Origin of the sequence: Acetobacter sp. JWB, from assembly GCF_003323795.1 — a bacterium.
Taxonomy (GTDB): Bacteria; Pseudomonadota; Alphaproteobacteria; order Acetobacterales; family Acetobacteraceae; genus Acetobacter; species Acetobacter oryzifermentans.
Genome location: NZ_CP030871.1, coordinates 2,635,001 through 2,651,859 on the forward strand (window position 1 = coordinate 2,635,001; position 16,859 = coordinate 2,651,859).

Below are 16,859 nucleotides of genomic sequence, written 5' to 3' on the forward strand. Positions count from 1 at the left end.
TGCAACTGATTACGCAGCCTGAAAGCTTGATGCTTTACAGGATGATTGTTTCCGAGGCTCCGCACTTCCCGCAACTTGCAACCATCTTTTGGTCTCATGGCCCACGCATTGCCATTGAAACTCTGTCCAACTGGATTCGCGAACAAACCCAGCGCGGCACATTAAAAACAGATGATCCTGTTTTTGCTGCAGAGCAGTTTTTCTCACTTTGCCAGACACGAATTGCGCATAGAAAGCGCTTCAACATGCCCTATGACAACATGACTGAGGACGAAGAGAAAATTATTCATGCCTCTGTAAACATGTTTCTGGCCACTTATGGCACATAAAATACCCACTAAAAAACAAACCCCGCACACATGATTGTATGCGGGGCTGCTTAAGCAAATAGCTTGGGAGCAAAGATTTATTTCTTCAGCTCTTCAACCAACTGCGGCACAACTTCAAACAAGTCAGCTTCCATTCCATAATCAGCAACCTGGAAAATGGGAGCTTCTGGGTCTTTATTGATCGCCACAATCACGCGGCTATCTTTCATGCCAGCAAGATGCTGGATAGCGCCGGAAATACCGAAGGCCATGTAGAGTTCAGGCGCAACAATCTTGCCTGTCTGCCCCACCTGATATTCGTTCGGCACAAAACCAGAATCCACAGCAGCGCGAGATGCCCCAATAGCTGCACCCAGAGCATCTGCCAGTGGGTCTAGCGTATGGAATTTTTCTTCGCTCTGCATTCCGCGCCCACCGGACACCACCACACGGGCTGTTTCCAGATCTGGACGTTCAGAATCAGATAGCTGCACAGCTTCAAACTTGGAAACTGCTGGCGCATCCACTGCTTCCACAGCCTCCACCGGAGCATTGCCGCCCGTAGATGCGGCTGCATTAAAGGAAGCATTGCGTACTGTCAGCACTTTTTTGGCATCTGAGGATTTAACCGTAGCCAGAGCATTGCCTGCATAAATGGGGCGCACAAATGTTTCTGCATCCACAATGCGAACAACGTCTGGAATAGGCTGCACATCCAGCAGAGCAGCTGCTCGTGGCAGCACGTTTTTGCCCGTGGCGCCCGCAGCCGCAACGATATGATCGTACCGACCTGCCAGAGAAACAATAAGAGCAGCCAGAGGTTCAGCCAGCTCATGTGCATAGCGTGCATCTGCTGCGTGCAGCACCTTGGCAACGCCCGGCACAGCAGCCGCAGCCTGCGCGATGGAGGCATCACCCGCCACCAGCACATGCACTTCACCCAACTGGGTAGCTGCCGTTACAGCAGACAGAGCGGCCTTTCTGATCTGGCCTTCTTCATGATCCAGAAGAACAAGAGCGGTCATGATCAGATCACCTTTGCTTCGTTACGCAGTTTTTCCACCAGTTCCGCAACGGAACCAACCTTGATGCCAGCCTTGCGTTCCGGCGGCTCAGCCACGGAAACAACACTTAGGCGGGGTGTCATATCCACACCCAGCTCAGCGGCTTCAATGGTTTCCAGCGGCTTTTTCTTGGCCTTCATGATATTCGGCAAAGACGCATAGCGTGGCTCGTTCAGGCGCAGGTCGGCCGTGATGATAGCGGGAAGCGTGAGGGAAACTTCCTCCGTGCCACCATCAATTTCACGGCTAACACGTGCATGGCCATCAGCAATTTCTACCTTGCTGGCAAATGTGCCCTGCCCCCAGCCAAGCAGGCCAGCAAGCATCTGGCCTGTGGCGTTCATGTCATCATCAATGGCCTGCTTGCCCAGAATAACCAGACCGGGCTCTTCCTTTTCAACCAGCTTACGCAGCACTTTGGCTACGGCCAGAGGTTCAGGGCTTTCTTCTGACAGAACGAGAATGGCGCGGTCTGCACCCATCGCCATGGCAGTGCGCAGCGTATCCTGCGCTTTCTGAACACCAACAGAAACCACAACAACTTCAGAAGCAGCGCCTTTTTCACGCAGGCGCACAGCTTCTTCCACCGCGATTTCATCAAACGGGTTCATGGACATCTTGACGCCAGTGGTATCAACACCACTGCCATCTGCCTTCACACGCGGTTTGATGTTGTAATCAACAACCCGCTTTACAGGTACAAGTATCTTCATGACTTCTTTCGCTTGCAGACGCAGGATGGTTCGGACGCAGCCTTACCGTACTTTACTCCAAATTCACATACCGACCGGATAATTAGGACCACCACCACCTTCTGGCGTGGTCCAATCTATATTCTGGGCGGGGTCCTTGATGTCACACGTTTTGCAGTGCACGCAGTTCTGGGCATTGATCTGCAAATGTGGATTTGTGGCTTCGTCTGCCACTTCATACACTCCAGCGGGGCAATAACGGCTTTCCGGCGCACGGAAAACATCCCAGTTCACCGGCTTCCACAGGCTGGGGTTGCGCAGGCGCAGATGCACCGGCTGATCTTCCTCATGATTCGTAGCAGACAAGAAGACCGAAGAAAGACGATCAAACGTTAGCTTGCCATCGGGCTTCGGATAGAACGGCTTTTCAGACAAAGAAGCAGGCTTAAGGGTATCGCTATCTTCATGCTTAAAATGCAGTGTCCACGGGGCACGGCCACGCAGCAACATGGCATCAATAGCCGCGTACACAGCACCACCCTTGGCACCAAAATGCGCAAAAGCCGGACGAATATTGCGGGCAGAACGTAGTTCTGGCCACAACCATGAACGCCGCACTTTTTCTGTAAATGCGCCGGGTTCAACACGGTCGGTTTTTATGGCTTCTACAACGGCTTCTGCCGCCAGCATGCCGGACTTCATCGCTGTATGGGTGCCCTTGATTTTAGGCACGTTCAGGAAGCCAGCAGAATCCCCAATCAGAGCGCCACCGGGGAAAGTTAGGCGCGGGATAGCCTGCAACCCACCTTCAGAAAGAGCACGTGCACCGTAAGAGATGCGACGACCACCTTCCAGATGCTGGCGGAAAGCCGGATGCAGCTTGATCCGTTGCATTTCTTCAAAAGGAGAAAGCCACGTATTGGCGTAATCCAGCCCAACCACAAAACCATAGGACACCAGATTTTCGCCAAAGTGGTACAACCATGCACCACCATAAGTGCTGTCATCCAACGGCCAGCCAAAGCTATGCTGCACCAAACCGGGGCGATGTTTTTCCGCCGGAATTTCCCACACTTCCTTAATGCCAAGGCCGTATGTTTGTGGGTCCACATCCTTGCGCAAATCGTAATGCCCCATCACCTGCTTGGTCAAAGAGCCTCGGCACCCTTCTGCAAACAAGGTGTAACGGGCACGCAGTTCCATACCGGGCTGGTAATTGGGGCCGGGCGTGCCTTCTTTGGTTACACCCATGTCTCCCGTTACAACGCCAACCACGCGGTTACGCTCGATAATTACATCGGCACCGGCAAAACCTGGATAGATTTCCACGCCCAGTTCTTCTGCCTGCGTGGCTAACCAGCGGCAGACTTCCCCAAGGCTGACAATATAATTGCCGTGGTTGGCCATGTGCGGCATGACTTTATCCAGCAGGGGCACGCGCAGGCTGCCCGTTTCGGTCAGATACAACATATCTTCCGATGTTACCGGCGTGTTCAGCGGCGCACCACGTTCCTTCCAATCAGGAATGAGTTCTGCCAGTGCGCGGGGTTCAATAACGGCCCCGGAAACAATATGCGCCCCGATCTCGCTGCCTTTTTCAATCAGGCAGACGCTCAGATCTGGAGAAAGCTGGCGTAGGCGAATTGCAGCAGCCAACCCAGCCGGGCCGCCCCCAACAATAACGACATCAAATTCCATCGATTCCCGCACAGGCTCGCTCATTCCCGTTTCATCCCCGTTTAAAGATATGCTGCTTCCCTAAACCCGATTTGGCGCAGAATTGCAAAAACGGGCACGCAGGCCCGTTCTGCCAGAAACAGCCATGTCAGAAAAATTAGTGCTGAACAGAGCGCGGCCCAAACGCCAGTTCGTGCACTGCCCGCCAGTTCTGATCAACAAAATTAACAATCAATGTGCGACGCGTACCTTTAATGGGCCGCTTTACAAAACCGTGCCATGTTTTGTCAGACGGAATAAAAAGCACGGCCGAATTAAATGCCCCAGAAGCACGTGCAACTGATTTGCCATCTGGAGTCATCAAATCTGTCCCCAGTTCATCGGCCCCTTCCCCAGTGGAAAGAGAGATAAGCAGGGTAAGTTTTTTAGCCCCAATATCCGTATGTGGCTCTAACCAGAAGCCATCCGAATCCAGACACAATTCCAGACGCAGCGCTGCTGTATCCAATTTTACATTACAGACACGTTCAAACGCATGCCGCATGGCACCACTATCCAGCAAATGCGCCATACGGTTTAAGCGCTCATCTTGCTGACGAACCGCAGGATCAACAAACACGCGAGACTTGTTCCGTGTTTCACGCCGACCGCCCACATCCCCTGCAATAGCCGACTCGCCTGGATCCCATGCCAATAATGCCTTGCAGGCATCTGGCTCCAGCACATTTGCCAACATCCAATGTGGAAAAGGGTGAGAAGCCACTGGCGTTTGCGCCAGCAAATTTGGCAGAGAGAATGTCCCGCTCTGATCGGGAGCAGTGGCATCAGGACTCATGGCGTCCGATCCTTCAGCTGTCACAGAATATCGGCTGGATAAAGGCAGCGCTATGGCTGTCTTGCATAGCTCCCTTTCATGGGAAGCTTTCCTTCCTTGCGCCAAAATACTGGCACAATCAAGGCTTGGTTCTACTTAAAGGGCAGCAGAAAACTGTGGTGCAGCACCTTGCCCTGTTGCCTGTGCCTGCTGCTGCAAAGCACGCCGCCGCGTATCAAACACAGCAGCCACATGCCTTACAAAAGGCCGGCCAAACGCAGTAACACTGATGTTCTGGCCATCAATCTTCACCAACTCATCCTGCTCAAATGGACGAAGCTGTGCAAGTTCTTCAGAAAAATCGTACCCCTGCCCTACAGCGGCAAGGTCAACAGCCATATCGCACATAATGCGTTCAATAATGGCCCCGCGTAGTTTGTCATCTTCCGTAAAAGCAACGCCACGCACTACCGGGAGAGAATCGGAATTTTCAGCCATTGCCCGCGCATAAGCGGCCACACTTGTAATGTTCTGGGCAAACCCGGCAGGCAACATGGAAATGGCCGAAGCCCCCATCCCTAACAGAACAGGGCAGGAATCTGTTGTATAACCCTGAAAGTTACGATGTAGCGCCCCAGCTTTGGCTGCTTTGGCCAAACCATCTTCCGGTAGAGCGTAATGATCTAACCCTATGGGTTGGTAGCCCTGTGCCTGCAAAACCCGATCTATTTCCGCCCGCTGCGCCAGTCTTTCATCAGACTTCGGCAAGGAGGCTTCCGGGATCAGGCGCTGCCGCTTTTGCTTCCACGGCACATGCGCATACCCAAATACCGCCAGCCGATCTGGCCGTAAGGAGGCAATTTTAAGCGCCGTTGCGCCCACGCTTTCTACTGTCTGGTAAGGTAAGCCGTAAATCAGATCAATATTCACGCCAGACACACCAGCGGCACGCGCTGCCTGAATACTTGCTTGCGTCTGCTCAAAAGACTGATGACGACCACACGCTTCTTGCACCCGAGGTTCCAGATCCTGCACGCCGAGGCTAATACGGGTAAAACCCAAATCACCTAGCAACGCAGGATAATCCTGCGGCACATGCCGAGGATCAAGCTCCATCGCCAATTCGGCTTGTGGATCAAACTGAAAAAATGTTCGGATAGAGCGTATAATCTGCCGCAAAGCATGCGGAGGCAAAGTGGTAGGCGTGCCGCCACCAAACTGCACATGCTTTACTGTGCGTTGTTCCCCCACAAGGGCCACAATACGGCGCATTTCCTCACGCAGAAGATCACCGTAAGCTAAGCGCCCATCCTCATGCCGCATAACGGATGTGTTGCACCCACAAAACCGGCAGAGTTCATCGCAAAAAGGAACATGAAAATAGAGGGAGACAGGTTCATTCTCAGGCAGTGCTTTCAACCAACCTGCAACCTGTTGGGGGCCGACCGCTTCCGTAAAGCTGGCTGCGGTCGGGTAACTTGTGTAGCGCGGCAGATTCCCACCGTAGCGGGAAATCAGATCAGATACGGATACCGCGCCCATAATGTGCCTTAGAACCGGTAAGCGATACCAGCGGAAACCACTGTCGGATCCAGAGATTCGTGTGCTTTCACCTTCAAGCTTTCTGCCGGGTTTTCAACCCAAGCATGCATACGCACAAACATCTGTTTAACATCTGCGTTGAAGAACCAGTTGCCCACGATCTGGTAATCGAAACCAACGTTAACAGACGGGCCACCGGTGAAGCCAGCGTTCAGCTTGGTCAGACCCAGAGCAGAACCACGGTTACCGTTCATGTTGTGGAACCACATAGCCGTTGCACCCACACCCACATATGGGTTGAAGCGCTTATGCGGACGGAAATGCCAAGCGAATGTTACCGTTGGGGGCAGAACCCATGCGCTACCAACATCCAGCTTGCGGGGGCCACCCAGAGAAGGCACATCGCTACCCAGCGCAGCCACTTCATGACGGGTGCTGGTGGCAATCAGATCAACAGACAGGTTGTCTGTGATGAAGTATTCCACCGTCAGTTCCGGCATGGCCTGATTGGTGGTGGAAAGATGCGTGTTGTTCAATGGCAGATGGTTCAGACCAAGGCCAGGAGCTGTCAGCCAAGCCTTGCTATCACGATCCTGCGGCAGAACGCCCACACCGGACAAACGGATCATGAAGTCCCCACGGCCAAGACCGATTTTTGTGCTGGCGCAGGTTTCAAACAGGCCACAATGCCCCGCACCCGGCTTTGGTGCATCGGGAATGCGCTGCATGACCGGTGCATTCACATATGCAGCGTTAGGAGCTGTTGTCTGAGCTTTGGCGGTACCGGCCAGAGCGGCAACGCCAGCCACCACTGCCGTAAAAAGGGAACGGAACTTGACCATGCCTGTGTGTCTTTCCACTGCGCTAGAGAACAATATCTGAAGCGGGAAAAATCATGCGCGCATTCTTCCAGCCTTGATTTAGATCAAATCCCAGACATCTCCGCCCCATATGCGACAATACTGTGTCATTTTAACCACAGCGCATTTTAAGGCCTATAGCTAGGGCAAATTGTAACCAATCCACCCCAGACAACTGCGCATTATTGATTTATATCAACAAGGACATAATAGTTACGCCACATATTCCTTTTCTTTCCGGTCCAGCACGTTCGCCATAATGCTGAAGGTACCGGGTTTTCCGGATTCTGCTTCCATGCCACCTTCTCCTTCCGCTCAGGCACTTCATTCCGTTGGCAAACGCACCGGACGCACAGATACCGATTCCACTCGATGTTTGATGTGCAAGGTGCGCGAGTATAACCTGTGCAGCAGCATAGAAGATCAGGATGTGGCGGTTTTGGCACACGCCACACGTCAGATTTCCTTGCCTCCGGGCACGGCAGTTATTGAAGAAGGCACACCGGCATCTGCTTTTTTCAATGTTATTAGCGGCACAGTTAAACTGTTTAAATCTCTACCAGATGGACGCCGCCAGATTACCGGATTTGCAGATGCAGGCCAGTTTGTTGGCCTTAGTAACTCACGCACCTATTCTTTTGGGGCAGAAACCGTAAGCACTGTATTATTGTGCCGCTGCACACATGCGCAGATAGAAAATTTATTGGCCGAATACCCAGGATTTGCCCGTCATCTCCTCTCGGCTGTCACGCATGAATTGGCTGATGCACAGGAACAGATGCTGCTGTTAGGGCGCAAAACCGCCAAAGAAAAAGTTGCCAGCTTTCTTCTAGACCGGATCAAACAATATCACCGCACCTATCCGCATGATCCCGATGCAGAAACCACAGCTTCTGTGCCCATGACACGTGTGGATATTGCAGACTATCTGGGACTGACAATTGAAACGGTAAGCCGCACCATCAGCGCCCTCCGCCGTGATAAAATTATTTCGGGCACAGAAAATCACTGCATCCGCATTCTTTCCCTGCCCAATCTGCAAGACATCGCTTACGGCCTTAAATCCATTTAGCGCATAAAAGAAAAAGGCTGGCCCATTTCTGAACCAGCCTTTCCAACGATTCGGATAACCTCAATTTTTTAGTTATCGTCGTCATCACCGCCATCATCAGATGACGGGGCATTATTACTGCCATCTGGAGAGATCGCGATAAACAGAGACTGATTATCGCGCATAACCCGCAACAACACAGGCTTTTTAGACGCCAGTGCGGCCTTCACGCTGGCCACCGCCGCCCGCGGGGAATCCACAGCCTGACTGCCAATTGCCTGAATGACATCTCCTGGCCGAATACCCGCCTGATCTGCCGGGGAACCAGGATCAACGTCACTCACAACAACGCCGCGCACATCTGCCGAAAGCCCCAACTGCTGGCGCACATCGCGAGAAAGAGGAGCCAAGGCAATACCAAGCCGCTGGCCACGTGCAACATCCGTATTGCTGCCGCTGCTGCCATCACTGGAAGCAGTTTTCAGATCTCCGATTGTAACGGTAGCTGTCTGGGCTTTACCGCCACGTAGATAACCGATTGTAGCCTGCTTACCCGGTGCCATAGACGCCACGCGCACAGCCAGATCATGTGGGTTGCTGACTTTCTGCCCATTAAAATCGGTAATCACATCTTCCGATTTCAGGCCAACTTTTTCAGCCGGACTACCGGGGCTTACGCTTGCAACCAGCGCACCAACTGGCGGTGCCCCCGGTGTGGAGGGAGCTGGCAAACCAAGGGCGCGCGCCATAACAGGAGAAATAACCTGTGCATTTACGCCCAGATAGCCGCGTACCACATGCCCCGTTTTGCGAAGCTGCTCGACCACATTGCGCACGGTATCCGATGGAATCGCAAACCCGATGCCAATAGACCCCCCGCCAGAAGGTGAGAGAATGGCGGTATTCACCCCAACAACCTTACCGTCCTGCGTAAACAGCGGGCCGCCGGAATTCCCACGATTAATGGGCGCATCAACCTGAATGAAGTTATCGTACGGGCCTTCGTTAATATCTCGGCCACGGGCAGAAACAATACCAGCCGTAACAGTGCCACCCAGCCCATACGGATTGCCAACGGCAATCACCCATTCACCGGGCTGCACATCATCTGATTCCCCCAGTTCAATAAAGGGTAGTTTTTCAGACGTTGTCACCTTCAACAGCGCCAGATCGGTTTTGCCATCACGCCCTACCACCTTGGCAGGCAGCGTTGTGCCATCATCCAATGTTACCGTAACCTTGGTGGCGCCTTTGACCACATGGTTGTTGGTCACCACGTAACCATCGGCTGAAATCACAAAGCCGGAGCCTCTGGCCTCAATCGTCTGATGAGAAGGCTGCGGCATCATCTGGAAAGGAAACGGGAACGGGAAAGGCATGCCGCCCATACCGCCGCCATCCCCTTCCACGGCATCTGCCCGGATCATGGATGTAATAGACACCACGGCCGGCTTAACCTGCTTAACCAGACTGACAAAATCCGGAATACGCTGAGAAGTGGGGGTGTTCGGCTTAATAACACTATCAGCTTCTGCGCGTGCTGGCGTGCTGCACCAGGGAGCGGCGGCCGTTACCAATACACAGCTTGCCAGAAGGGCTGAGAGCCAATTACGGCGTCTGTTCCGCGCCCAAACTTTTGTCACAGATTTTCCCGACATCACGACTTCGACTGTTCCTTGTTTTATCCCGACAGGACAATTCCCGGACGGTCCAAACACCCCTCTCTGGCAGCCACCACAGATTGCCCAGAGTTTACAGTGCCTTACGCCTACAACGCTAACATGGTTTCTTAACCAAGAAAAAAAAGCTGTCTCTTTGATAATTTCACAAGATGTTATCGGCAGCGTAATGTCTGGAAAAAAGTTTTCAGCATTTCCGCCGATTCCTGCTCCCTTACGCCGCCTATAACTTCCATACGATGTAAGGTTTCGGGGCGATGCGGCAAGCGTGCACCGTGCTCTACGCCACCGCCTTTGGGGTCATACGCGCCAAACACCACCCTCCCCAGCCGAAAATGCGCCATAGCCGCCGCGCACATAGGGCATGGTTCAAGCGAGACAAATAAGGTGCAGTCTGCCAGCTTTTGCCCCTGCCGCTGTTGCACGGCTTCGCGCATGACCAACATTTCAGCATGAGCTGATGGATCATGCAGCTCTTCAACGCGGTTACCTGCCTGCGCCAACACGTTTCCGGCGCTATCTAACAGCACGGCCCCCACCGGCACTTCTCCGTTTGCAGCAGCAAGATGCGCCTGCCACAACGCCAGCTCCATGCCGTTTTGTTTAGTCATGCCGTATGCTCACGAAATGTTACTCTCTACCATCCGAAACGTTCAGGTTTTTTTCGCTTTTATCTACTAGAAAATATCCAGATTCTTCTTGCAATCGTGCATGCTTTTTTGTCATCCTGCCTTAAAGGAGCCTTAATCTGTTCTGTAACAGAGCGTGAGGGTGCCTTTGGGGTTGTTTTTCAAGCATACCAAACCCGATTGAGGAGGGTCAGAAACATGCATAGCCTGTCTTTCATTCTGGCTGCTGCGGCCATTGGATTTGGTCTCGCCATTGCAGACGGTGTCAATTACGAACCGGCAACCTTGGCGCCGCCCCCCACCGCCACCAAAACGCTTCCTATCAGTATTCCTTCCTTTCTATCTCGCTAACAAGGCAAGCCAGAAACGGATTGACCGCACGGGTTTTTGTTTCCCGCGCCAGTACTTTGCTACATACCCCTGAAAGAACGGTATTGCCTCTCTTCCTCCTCCGTTCTTTCAGGATAGTGGCATATGATAGAAAAACGTCCCGTTATTGGTATTACGCTTGATTTGGAAGATGGCGGTGAAGGCTGTTATTCCCGCTTCAAATGGTATGCCATGCGGGAAAATTATATGTCTGCCGTTTCCACCGCAGGCGGGCTGCCTGTTGCGTTGCCTTTGTTTCCGCAGCTTTGTGCCGATTACATGCACCTGCTGGACGGATTGATTATAACGGGTGGCGCATTTGATATTGATCCCTCTTTATATGGGGAAACGCATGTGCACCCCACCGTAAGCCTGCGCCCTCGCCGCACGCAGGCTGAGGCTGCTTATCTGGCTGAGGCCTTACAGCGTGATATGCCGGTTTTGGGTATATGTGGTGGCATGCAACTTATAGCCGTGGCCCTTGGCGGCAGCCTGATCCAGCACATTCCAGAAGAATGCCCCACAGCCCTTCCGCACGAACAGCCAAACCCACGGGATGAAGCAAGCCACAGTGTAACGGTCACGCCGGATACCTTATTGGCCCGTATTACGCACAACCCCGCACGTATTGGCGTTAATTCCTCCCACCATCAGGCTGTCAAAACACCGGGAAGATGCATTATTAACGCTGTAGCAGAAGATGATATTATTGAGGGGATTGAAGATCCCACACATTCTTTCTGCCTTGGGGTGCAATGGCACCCGGAATTTGGCATAGACCCCGCAGACAAAGCACTTTTCAAAGCCTTCATACAGGCAGCAGGAGATTCAGCGTGACGCAGGAAACCCGAGGGGAACGCATAGCAAAATGGCTGGCCCGCAGTGGCGTTGCCAGCCGCCGTGATGCGGAGCGCATGATAGAGGAAAACCGCATCCGCCTGAATGGCCAGCCAGTAACACACCCTGCCACCTTTGTAACAAATGGCGATATTGTGCAGGTTGATGGAGAACCCGTTTCAGCCCCGGAACGCACCCGTTTGTGGCGTTACCATAAGCCAGATGGCTTGGTGACAACGCACAAAGACCCGGAAGGTCGGCCTACGGTTTTTGCCTCCCTGCCAGAGGGTATGCCACGCGTTATCAGCGTTGGACGCCTTGATCTGAACAGTGAAGGACTGCTGCTGCTCACCAATGATGGCGAGCTAGCCCGCAGGCTGGAACTTCCCTCCAACGGCTGGCTACGCCGCTACCGAGTGCGCGTCTTTGGCGTGGTGGATGAAGAACGCTTGGCAAGCCTTGCCCAAGGCAGCGTGTTTGATGGTGTACGTTACGGCCCTATCCATGCTGTTCTGGATTCGCGCAAGGGTGACAATGCGTGGCTGACAGTTTCCCTCAAGGAAGGGAAAAACCGTGAAATCCGTAAGGTAATGGCGGGCATGAACCTGCACGTCAGCCGCCTGATACGCACCAGTTATGGGCCTTTTCAGCTTGGCACTTTGCTGCGCCGTGAACTGGAAGAAGTTTCTCCCCGCGTGCTGCGTGATCAGCTCCCCAAAGCAACAGAAAAGACCCCAACCACCCAGCGCGCACCTGCAAAACAGGCAGATTAATGGTTCGGATTATTGCTGGCAGCCGTAAAGGGCGGCTACTAACAGCCCCCACAGGGCAGACCACACGCCCCACGGCAGACCGTGTACGGCAGGCCTTGTTTGATATGCTGCTACATGCACCTTGGGGTGGGCCTACACTTCTCTCAGGTGCGCATGTGCTGGACGCATTTGCTGGTACAGGCGCATTAGGGCTGGAAGCGCTTTCTCGCGGTGCAAGCCATGCGACTTTTTTCGAAACCAGTCACCCGGCCCTAGCCGCGTTACGGGCCAATATTCAAGCCTGCAAATGGGAAGATAGCTGCACCGTGATTGCGCGGGATGTCATCTCCCCACCGGCCTGCACGGCCTCGGCTAGATTGGTGTTTCTAGATCCCCCCTATCACCAGAAGCTGCCTGAGCGCGCCCTCAAAGCCCTACAAAGCAAAGGCTGGATTGCTCCAGACGCCATTGCGGTTATTGAAACAGGGCGTGAGGAAGCTGTACCTTTTTCCACCCAAGAAGAAGCGTTAGAAACGGCAAGCACACCTGTTTTTCTAGCAGAACGCCAACATGGCGCAGCCCGATTTTCTATCTGGCGGCTTTAAGCTTTCACCTGTTCGGCCAGTGCGCTACACAGGCAGAACGAAAATGGATTTTACGCAAATAGAAGGTAACGGCATTCATGGCTGGCAGCGTTAACAAGGTTATTCTGGTCGGCAATCTGGGCAAAGACCCCGAAGTGCGCTCCAGCCAGAGCGGTGCAAAGATTGTTTCCTTCTCTCTGGCCACCAGCGACACATGGAATGACCGCGCATCTGGTGAACGGCGTGAACGCACAGAATGGCATCGCGTAGTCATTTTTAATGAACGGCTGGCAGATGTGGCCGAGCGTTTCCTGCGCAAAGGCCGCAAGGTTTATCTGGAAGGCTCCCTGCAAACCAGAAAATGGACAGATCAGGGTGGTCAGGAACGCTATACAACGGAAGTGATTATTGACCGCTTCCGTGGTGAGCTGGTGCTGCTGGATAGCCGCAATAGTGGCGAAGGTGAAAGCGAAGGCGGCGGTGGCTTTAGCGGTGGAAGCGGCAGCAGCTACGGTGGCTACAACAGTGGGGGCAGCGGTAGTGCTTATGGCGCGCCATCATCCGCACCACGCCAGCCGCCAGCGCAGCGCAGCGGCGGCAATAACTCCGGCGGCTGGGATGCATCTGGCGGCAACGGGGATCTTGATGACGAAATCCCGTTCTAATCAACCCAACTGATTGAAGGCTGGCTGCACTATCTTATGGCCAGCCTTATCCATTCCAGACATGCTTCCTGCTGTTTCTTCCCCATTCCGTATTAAGCTGGCTGGATATCTCACAGCAGCAGGTTTGGTGTGTCTGAGTATCTTCCCATTTTTTCTATTCTATAGCCGCGCCCTTTCGGACACGTTTGCTTCTATCATCGGGGGGCTGTTTCTGTTGCACAGTGTCCTGTTGCAGGACTGGCAATGGATTAAACAACCGTGGCTTAAACTGGCCGCATTATTTTGCGGATTATGCCTGCTTTCTTCCATGCGTGTTGGCATTACGGGGGAATGGGTGCAGGCGCTTTGCCTGCCTCGGCTTTTTCTGTTTTGCGTGGCACTACAATGCTGGCTTCTTGCCACTAAAGCACAACGCATGTGGCTGGAACGAATCTGCTTACTGGCCGCTTTGTGGCTGATAAGCCAATGCTGGCAACAGTATCTAACCGGCACAAACCTGATGGGAATGCCGCGCTGGGGTGATGGCAGCCTGACAGGGCCATTCACAAAACCCCGCGCGGGGTTTACGCTGCTGATGCTGTTTTTTCCCGGCATTATGCCAAGCGTTTTACGCCTGTTACGCCAAAATAAGCTGAAATACTGGGTTCTTGGCTGTGCGCTTCTGTTGCTGGGCGTTACAACCATGGTGCTGATCGGCCAACGTATGAGCTGTGTGCTGCTCTTTTTTGGGCTGTCTCTTACGGCATTTATCTTTCCCCGCTTTCGCCTGCCCTTTGGCCTCATTCTTGCGTGCGCTGGTGGATTGATTACCTGCTTGCCTGTCATCTCTCCGCCTGTTTACGCCAAACTTGTCCTAAAATTTTCTGATCAGTTGCATCATTTTGCCCAAAGCGACTACGGCAAGCTTTTCCGTTCCGCCATTGCTATGGTTGCCCAACACCCTTGGACGGGGCTGGGTATGGATGGCTTTAGGAATTTCTGCCACGTCCCTATCCAAACACATGCCTTGTCTTTTCTAGGTATAGAAACGCTTACAAATGATACGGATCGGGGCTGTAATATTCACCCGCACAACTATTATCTGCAAGTTGCCACAACGGCTGGTTTACCGGGCCTTGTGGCATTTATAGGTTTGGCTTTTCAATGGGTGCGCATTGGCTGGCGAGCGCTGGATGTAGAACACCATCCGCAGCAAGCCATGCTCTTTATAGCCTGTTGCATTCTGTTATGGCCCATTACTTCAACCAGCGCTGTTTTTTCTTTCCCCACTGCGGGATGGATTTTTATGTTTGTTGGTTGGCTTATAGCAGCATCAAGCTCACAAAAACGTGCATAATTTTGTTAAGAAAGCGTTTATAAAAACGGGAACTTTCTTAAAATATTTTTTCATTACTCATTTTAAATGCAGTCTTTTCTTACTCTTACTTTATCCTTTGTCGCTTTTCTGCGTTTTAGCCCCATAAAATTGTTGGCGGGTGAGCGGGATGCCGCTATAAGCCGCGTCATTCTTTCAAGGCAGGCTGCCTGTCATTGCAAAGGCTGACGACAGACATGATTACCTTACCGCCAGATTATCGCCCCTCTGAAGATGAAGAGTTCATGAATCCCCTTCAGACGGAGTACTTCCGGCAGAAATTGCTTAAATGGCGCGCCGACCTTCTTAAAGAAGCAGGAGATACGCTTGCCAGCCTTTCTGAAGGCGGCATCCATGAAGCTGATATTACTGACCGTGCCAGTGTGGAAACAGACCGTGCACTGGAACTGCGTACGCGAGACCGTGCCCGCAAGCTGATTGGCAAGATCAACCTTGCTTTGCAGCGAGTTGAAAACGGCACATATGGTTACTGTGAAGAAACGGGTGAGCCCATTGGCCTGAAACGGCTGGAGGCACGCCCCATTGCCACACTTTCCATTGAAGCGCAGGAGCAGCACGAGCGCATGGAAAAAACCCACCGCGACGATTAATTTTTTCGTCTTTTTTACCGTATCTGGTCTTGCGGCGTTCCGCGCGAACAGCTAGAACGCCCGCAGACTAAGCTGCTGTAGCTCAGTGGTAGAGCACTCCCTTGGTAAGGGAGAGGTCGACAGTTCAATCCTGTCCAGCAGCACCAGTCTCTCCCTTATATTTTATAAGAATCGCTGTTTCTGTGCTGCGTTGTGTAAAACAGGAAGTTGTTTGCCTTTAAGGTGGCTGCCCTTACCACCTTAAATCTGCCTTGCCAGATGCCGGAAAATGGCATCTCCATTTTCAAAAAACTTCTCTTTACTGAACTTTTCCAGCACAAATTGCCTTGCGTTCTGACCAACCTCAGCAAGCTGCCCTGGCTGCGCAAGAACTGTTGCCAATGTATCGGCCAACATAATCGGGTTTTCTGGCGGCACCTTCCACCCGGTTACATTTTCTACAATAGACCGATCCATCTCCCCCACATCACTGCCAATAACAGGCAAGCCTGCCTGCATGGCCTCATGCATGGCGATACAGAATCCTTCGCGCCGAGATGGCTGAAGATAAAGATGCTGGGTGTATAGAAAATCCTGCGATGAAGATGCAAAGCCTGAAAAACGAATATTCGTGAGCTTTAATTCTTTTGCCATCTGCTCAAGATGAGCCCGCTCCTGCCCTTCTCCTGCAACTGTCACTTCAAACGCAGGCAAGGATGTATAGGCCTGAAGGCGCTTAAGGGCTGCGCAGAGAATATCGTAACCTTTGGCAACATGCAGCCGCCCAAGTGAGCCTGCACGAATCACCTCTCCCTGCGTCCAAGGCTGTGCTGGCTGAATATCCGGCGAAGCTTGAAAAACCGGCCAAGACATAACTTTATTTGCCGACAGTTTGAGGCGTGCGCGCGTAATATCTGCCACGCATTCCGAATCACATACCCATAATTTTGAAAGCGATTTGGCTGCCCGTAAAAGACGAATATTTCCCGGTTTCAAAAACGCATTGTGTTGCCAACTGATAACCGGCGCGCGCAAGCTGCGCCCAACTTGCTGCCCGATCAAAGTAGAGCGTGTTAAAGACGTCCAAATCTGGGTGGGCTGCCACGCAGCCAGTTTACGGCGTAGCCATAAATATGCTTGGAGGTGATCGCTTTCTCCACCTTCTCTAATGTGTATATCCAGCCCCGCAGCTTGGAGCGCTGGCTCTGCCCGTTTATCCCGTGGGGTCAGCACAAAAACGCCAACATCACACCCACGCGCACGAAAAAAACCCGTAATGGAAGGCACCATAGCGCCCGTGCCACCACCTTCTAGCGAGTTAATAACGTAGGCAATTTTTTTAGGGTACAGCACGCCATCAGCTCCTGCGCAGAGAAACACTAAAACCCATCT

18 protein-coding genes and 1 tRNA gene (1 of these 19 cut by a window edge) are annotated in these 16,859 nt (G+C 52.7%); 10 read left to right on the forward strand and 9 right to left on the reverse strand.

Translation table 11 applies throughout. From position 1 onward, the window contains the following. Positions 1-329: the 3' portion of a TetR/AcrR family transcriptional regulator gene (locus tag DS739_RS12450; RefSeq protein ID WP_006115582.1), read on the forward strand. Its footprint begins 313 nt before the window's first position; the window shows 329 of its 642 coding nt (coding positions 314-642); the start codon falls outside the window, past its left edge; it ends in the stop codon at positions 327-329. Between the two features lie 77 nt (positions 330-406). Here DS739_RS12450 and DS739_RS12455 read toward each other — a convergent pair whose 3' ends face one another. The 6 genes from DS739_RS12455 to DS739_RS12480 all read right to left on the reverse strand — a co-directional run bounded on the left by DS739_RS12455 (position 407) and on the right by DS739_RS12480 (position 6,939). Further along, positions 407-1,333 (reverse strand): FAD-binding protein, encoded by a 927-nt coding sequence (locus DS739_RS12455; protein ID WP_035353089.1) that lies wholly within the window; start codon positions 1,331-1,333, stop codon positions 407-409. Between the two features lie 2 nt (positions 1,334-1,335). Beyond that, the gene (locus DS739_RS12460; protein ID WP_006115584.1) at positions 1,336-2,085 is read right to left on the reverse strand and encodes an electron transfer flavoprotein subunit beta/FixA family protein; all 750 of its coding nucleotides are present in this window, start codon (positions 2,083-2,085) and stop codon (positions 1,336-1,338) included. A 63-nt stretch (positions 2,086-2,148) separates the two neighbouring features. After that, positions 2,149-3,786, reverse strand: a complete 1,638-nt coding sequence (locus DS739_RS12465; RefSeq protein ID WP_006115585.1) for an electron transfer flavoprotein-ubiquinone oxidoreductase — start codon at positions 3,784-3,786, stop codon at positions 2,149-2,151. 112 nt (positions 3,787-3,898) lie between these two features. Beyond that, complete coding sequence (locus DS739_RS12470) at positions 3,899-4,576, reverse strand: 2OG-Fe(II) oxygenase (protein ID WP_035353087.1); 678 nt, start codon at positions 4,574-4,576, stop codon at positions 3,899-3,901. 135 nt (positions 4,577-4,711) lie between these two features. Continuing rightward, the gene (hemN, locus tag DS739_RS12475) at positions 4,712-6,097 is read right to left on the reverse strand and encodes an oxygen-independent coproporphyrinogen III oxidase (protein ID WP_006115587.1); all 1,386 of its coding nucleotides are present in this window, start codon (positions 6,095-6,097) and stop codon (positions 4,712-4,714) included. Positions 6,098-6,105: 8 nt separating this feature from the next. Next, complete coding sequence (locus DS739_RS12480) at positions 6,106-6,939, reverse strand: OmpW family protein (protein ID WP_035353084.1); 834 nt, start codon at positions 6,937-6,939, stop codon at positions 6,106-6,108. A gap of 277 nt (positions 6,940-7,216) precedes the next feature. On the opposite strand from DS739_RS12480, the gene DS739_RS12485 reads away from it, so the two are divergent. Then, positions 7,217-8,029, forward strand: a complete 813-nt coding sequence (locus DS739_RS12485) for a Crp/Fnr family transcriptional regulator (protein WP_006115589.1) — start codon at positions 7,217-7,219, stop codon at positions 8,027-8,029. 68 nt (positions 8,030-8,097) lie between these two features. On the opposite strand, the gene DS739_RS12490 is transcribed toward DS739_RS12485, so the two are convergent. Both DS739_RS12490 and DS739_RS12495 read right to left on the reverse strand, forming a co-directional pair. Beyond that, complete coding sequence (locus DS739_RS12490) at positions 8,098-9,666, reverse strand: Do family serine endopeptidase (RefSeq protein ID WP_035353081.1); 1,569 nt, start codon at positions 9,664-9,666, stop codon at positions 8,098-8,100. 176 nt (positions 9,667-9,842) lie between these two features. Continuing rightward, positions 9,843-10,298: a nucleoside deaminase gene (locus tag DS739_RS12495; protein WP_006115593.1), complete on the reverse strand. Its 456-nt coding sequence runs from the start codon at positions 10,296-10,298 to the stop codon at positions 9,843-9,845. Positions 10,299-10,514: 216 nt separating this feature from the next. Here DS739_RS12495 and DS739_RS14345 point away from each other — a divergent pair, with 216 nt between their 5' ends. From DS739_RS14345 to DS739_RS12530, 8 genes are all read left to right on the forward strand, one after another. After that, positions 10,515-10,667: a hypothetical protein gene (locus tag DS739_RS14345; protein WP_003626506.1), complete on the forward strand. Its 153-nt coding sequence runs from the start codon at positions 10,515-10,517 to the stop codon at positions 10,665-10,667. A 123-nt stretch (positions 10,668-10,790) separates the two neighbouring features. Beyond that, on the forward strand, positions 10,791-11,522 hold the full coding sequence (locus DS739_RS12500) for a gamma-glutamyl-gamma-aminobutyrate hydrolase family protein (RefSeq protein ID WP_006115594.1): 732 nt from the start codon (positions 10,791-10,793) through the stop codon (positions 11,520-11,522). Next, positions 11,519-12,295, forward strand: coding sequence for a pseudouridine synthase (locus tag DS739_RS12505; RefSeq protein ID WP_006115595.1), 777 nt, complete (start codon positions 11,519-11,521; stop codon positions 12,293-12,295). The genes DS739_RS12500 and DS739_RS12505 overlap by 4 nt, the downstream gene beginning before the upstream one ends. Further along, positions 12,295-12,879, forward strand: coding sequence for a 16S rRNA (guanine(966)-N(2))-methyltransferase RsmD (gene rsmD, locus DS739_RS12510; RefSeq protein WP_006115596.1), 585 nt, complete (start codon positions 12,295-12,297; stop codon positions 12,877-12,879). Before DS739_RS12505 ends, rsmD begins: the two co-directional genes overlap by 1 nt. A 77-nt stretch (positions 12,880-12,956) precedes the next feature. Then, entirely contained in the window at positions 12,957-13,523 is a 567-nt protein-coding gene (gene ssb / locus DS739_RS12515; RefSeq protein WP_006115597.1) for a single-stranded DNA-binding protein, read from the forward strand. Between the two features lie 61 nt (positions 13,524-13,584). Next, positions 13,585-14,859, forward strand: a complete 1,275-nt coding sequence (locus DS739_RS12520; RefSeq protein WP_035353078.1) for an O-antigen ligase — start codon at positions 13,585-13,587, stop codon at positions 14,857-14,859. A gap of 215 nt (positions 14,860-15,074) precedes the next feature. Continuing rightward, positions 15,075-15,488: an RNA polymerase-binding protein DksA gene (dksA, locus tag DS739_RS12525; RefSeq protein WP_003626519.1), complete on the forward strand. Its 414-nt coding sequence runs from the start codon at positions 15,075-15,077 to the stop codon at positions 15,486-15,488. A gap of 71 nt (positions 15,489-15,559) precedes the next feature. Further along, positions 15,560-15,634: transfer RNA gene (locus DS739_RS12530), tRNA-Thr, on the forward strand. Positions 15,635-15,728: 94 nt separating this feature from the next. Here the strand turns inward: DS739_RS12530 and DS739_RS12535 are convergent. Continuing rightward, positions 15,729-16,820: a glycosyltransferase family 4 protein gene (locus DS739_RS12535; RefSeq protein WP_035353075.1), complete on the reverse strand. Its 1,092-nt coding sequence runs from the start codon at positions 16,818-16,820 to the stop codon at positions 15,729-15,731. Between the last annotated feature and the right edge of the window lie 39 nt (positions 16,821-16,859).

Bases quoted from the DNA above. Each gene is read 5' to 3' on its own strand.
- DS739_RS12455 (WP_035353089.1), bottom strand. From the start codon at position 1,333: ATGACCGCTCTTGTTCTTCTGGATCATGAAGAAGGCCAGATCAGAAAG.
- DS739_RS12460 (WP_006115584.1), bottom strand. From the start codon at position 2,085: ATGAAGATACTTGTACCTGTAAAGCGGGTTGTTGATTACAACATCAAA.
- DS739_RS12465 (WP_006115585.1), bottom strand. From the start codon at position 3,786: ATGAGCGAGCCTGTGCGGGAATCGATGGAATTTGATGTCGTTATTGTT.
- DS739_RS12470 (WP_035353087.1), bottom strand. From the start codon at position 4,576: ATGAGTCCTGATGCCACTGCTCCCGATCAGAGCGGGACATTCTCTCTG.
- hemN (WP_006115587.1), bottom strand. From the start codon at position 6,097: ATGGGCGCGGTATCCGTATCTGATCTGATTTCCCGCTACGGTGGGAAT.
- DS739_RS12480 (WP_035353084.1), bottom strand. From the start codon at position 6,939: ATGGTCAAGTTCCGTTCCCTTTTTACGGCAGTGGTGGCTGGCGTTGCC.
- DS739_RS12485 (WP_006115589.1), top strand. From the start codon at position 7,217: ATGCTGAAGGTACCGGGTTTTCCGGATTCTGCTTCCATGCCACCTTCT.
- DS739_RS12490 (WP_035353081.1), bottom strand. From the start codon at position 9,666: ATGTCGGGAAAATCTGTGACAAAAGTTTGGGCGCGGAACAGACGCCGT.
- DS739_RS12495 (WP_006115593.1), bottom strand. From the start codon at position 10,298: ATGACTAAACAAAACGGCATGGAGCTGGCGTTGTGGCAGGCGCATCTT.
- DS739_RS14345 (WP_003626506.1), top strand. From the start codon at position 10,515: ATGCATAGCCTGTCTTTCATTCTGGCTGCTGCGGCCATTGGATTTGGT.
- DS739_RS12500 (WP_006115594.1), top strand. From the start codon at position 10,791: ATGATAGAAAAACGTCCCGTTATTGGTATTACGCTTGATTTGGAAGAT.
- rsmD (WP_006115596.1), top strand. From the start codon at position 12,295: ATGGTTCGGATTATTGCTGGCAGCCGTAAAGGGCGGCTACTAACAGCC.
- ssb (WP_006115597.1), top strand. From the start codon at position 12,957: ATGGCTGGCAGCGTTAACAAGGTTATTCTGGTCGGCAATCTGGGCAAA.
- DS739_RS12520 (WP_035353078.1), top strand. From the start codon at position 13,585: ATGCTTCCTGCTGTTTCTTCCCCATTCCGTATTAAGCTGGCTGGATAT.
- dksA (WP_003626519.1), top strand. From the start codon at position 15,075: ATGATTACCTTACCGCCAGATTATCGCCCCTCTGAAGATGAAGAGTTC.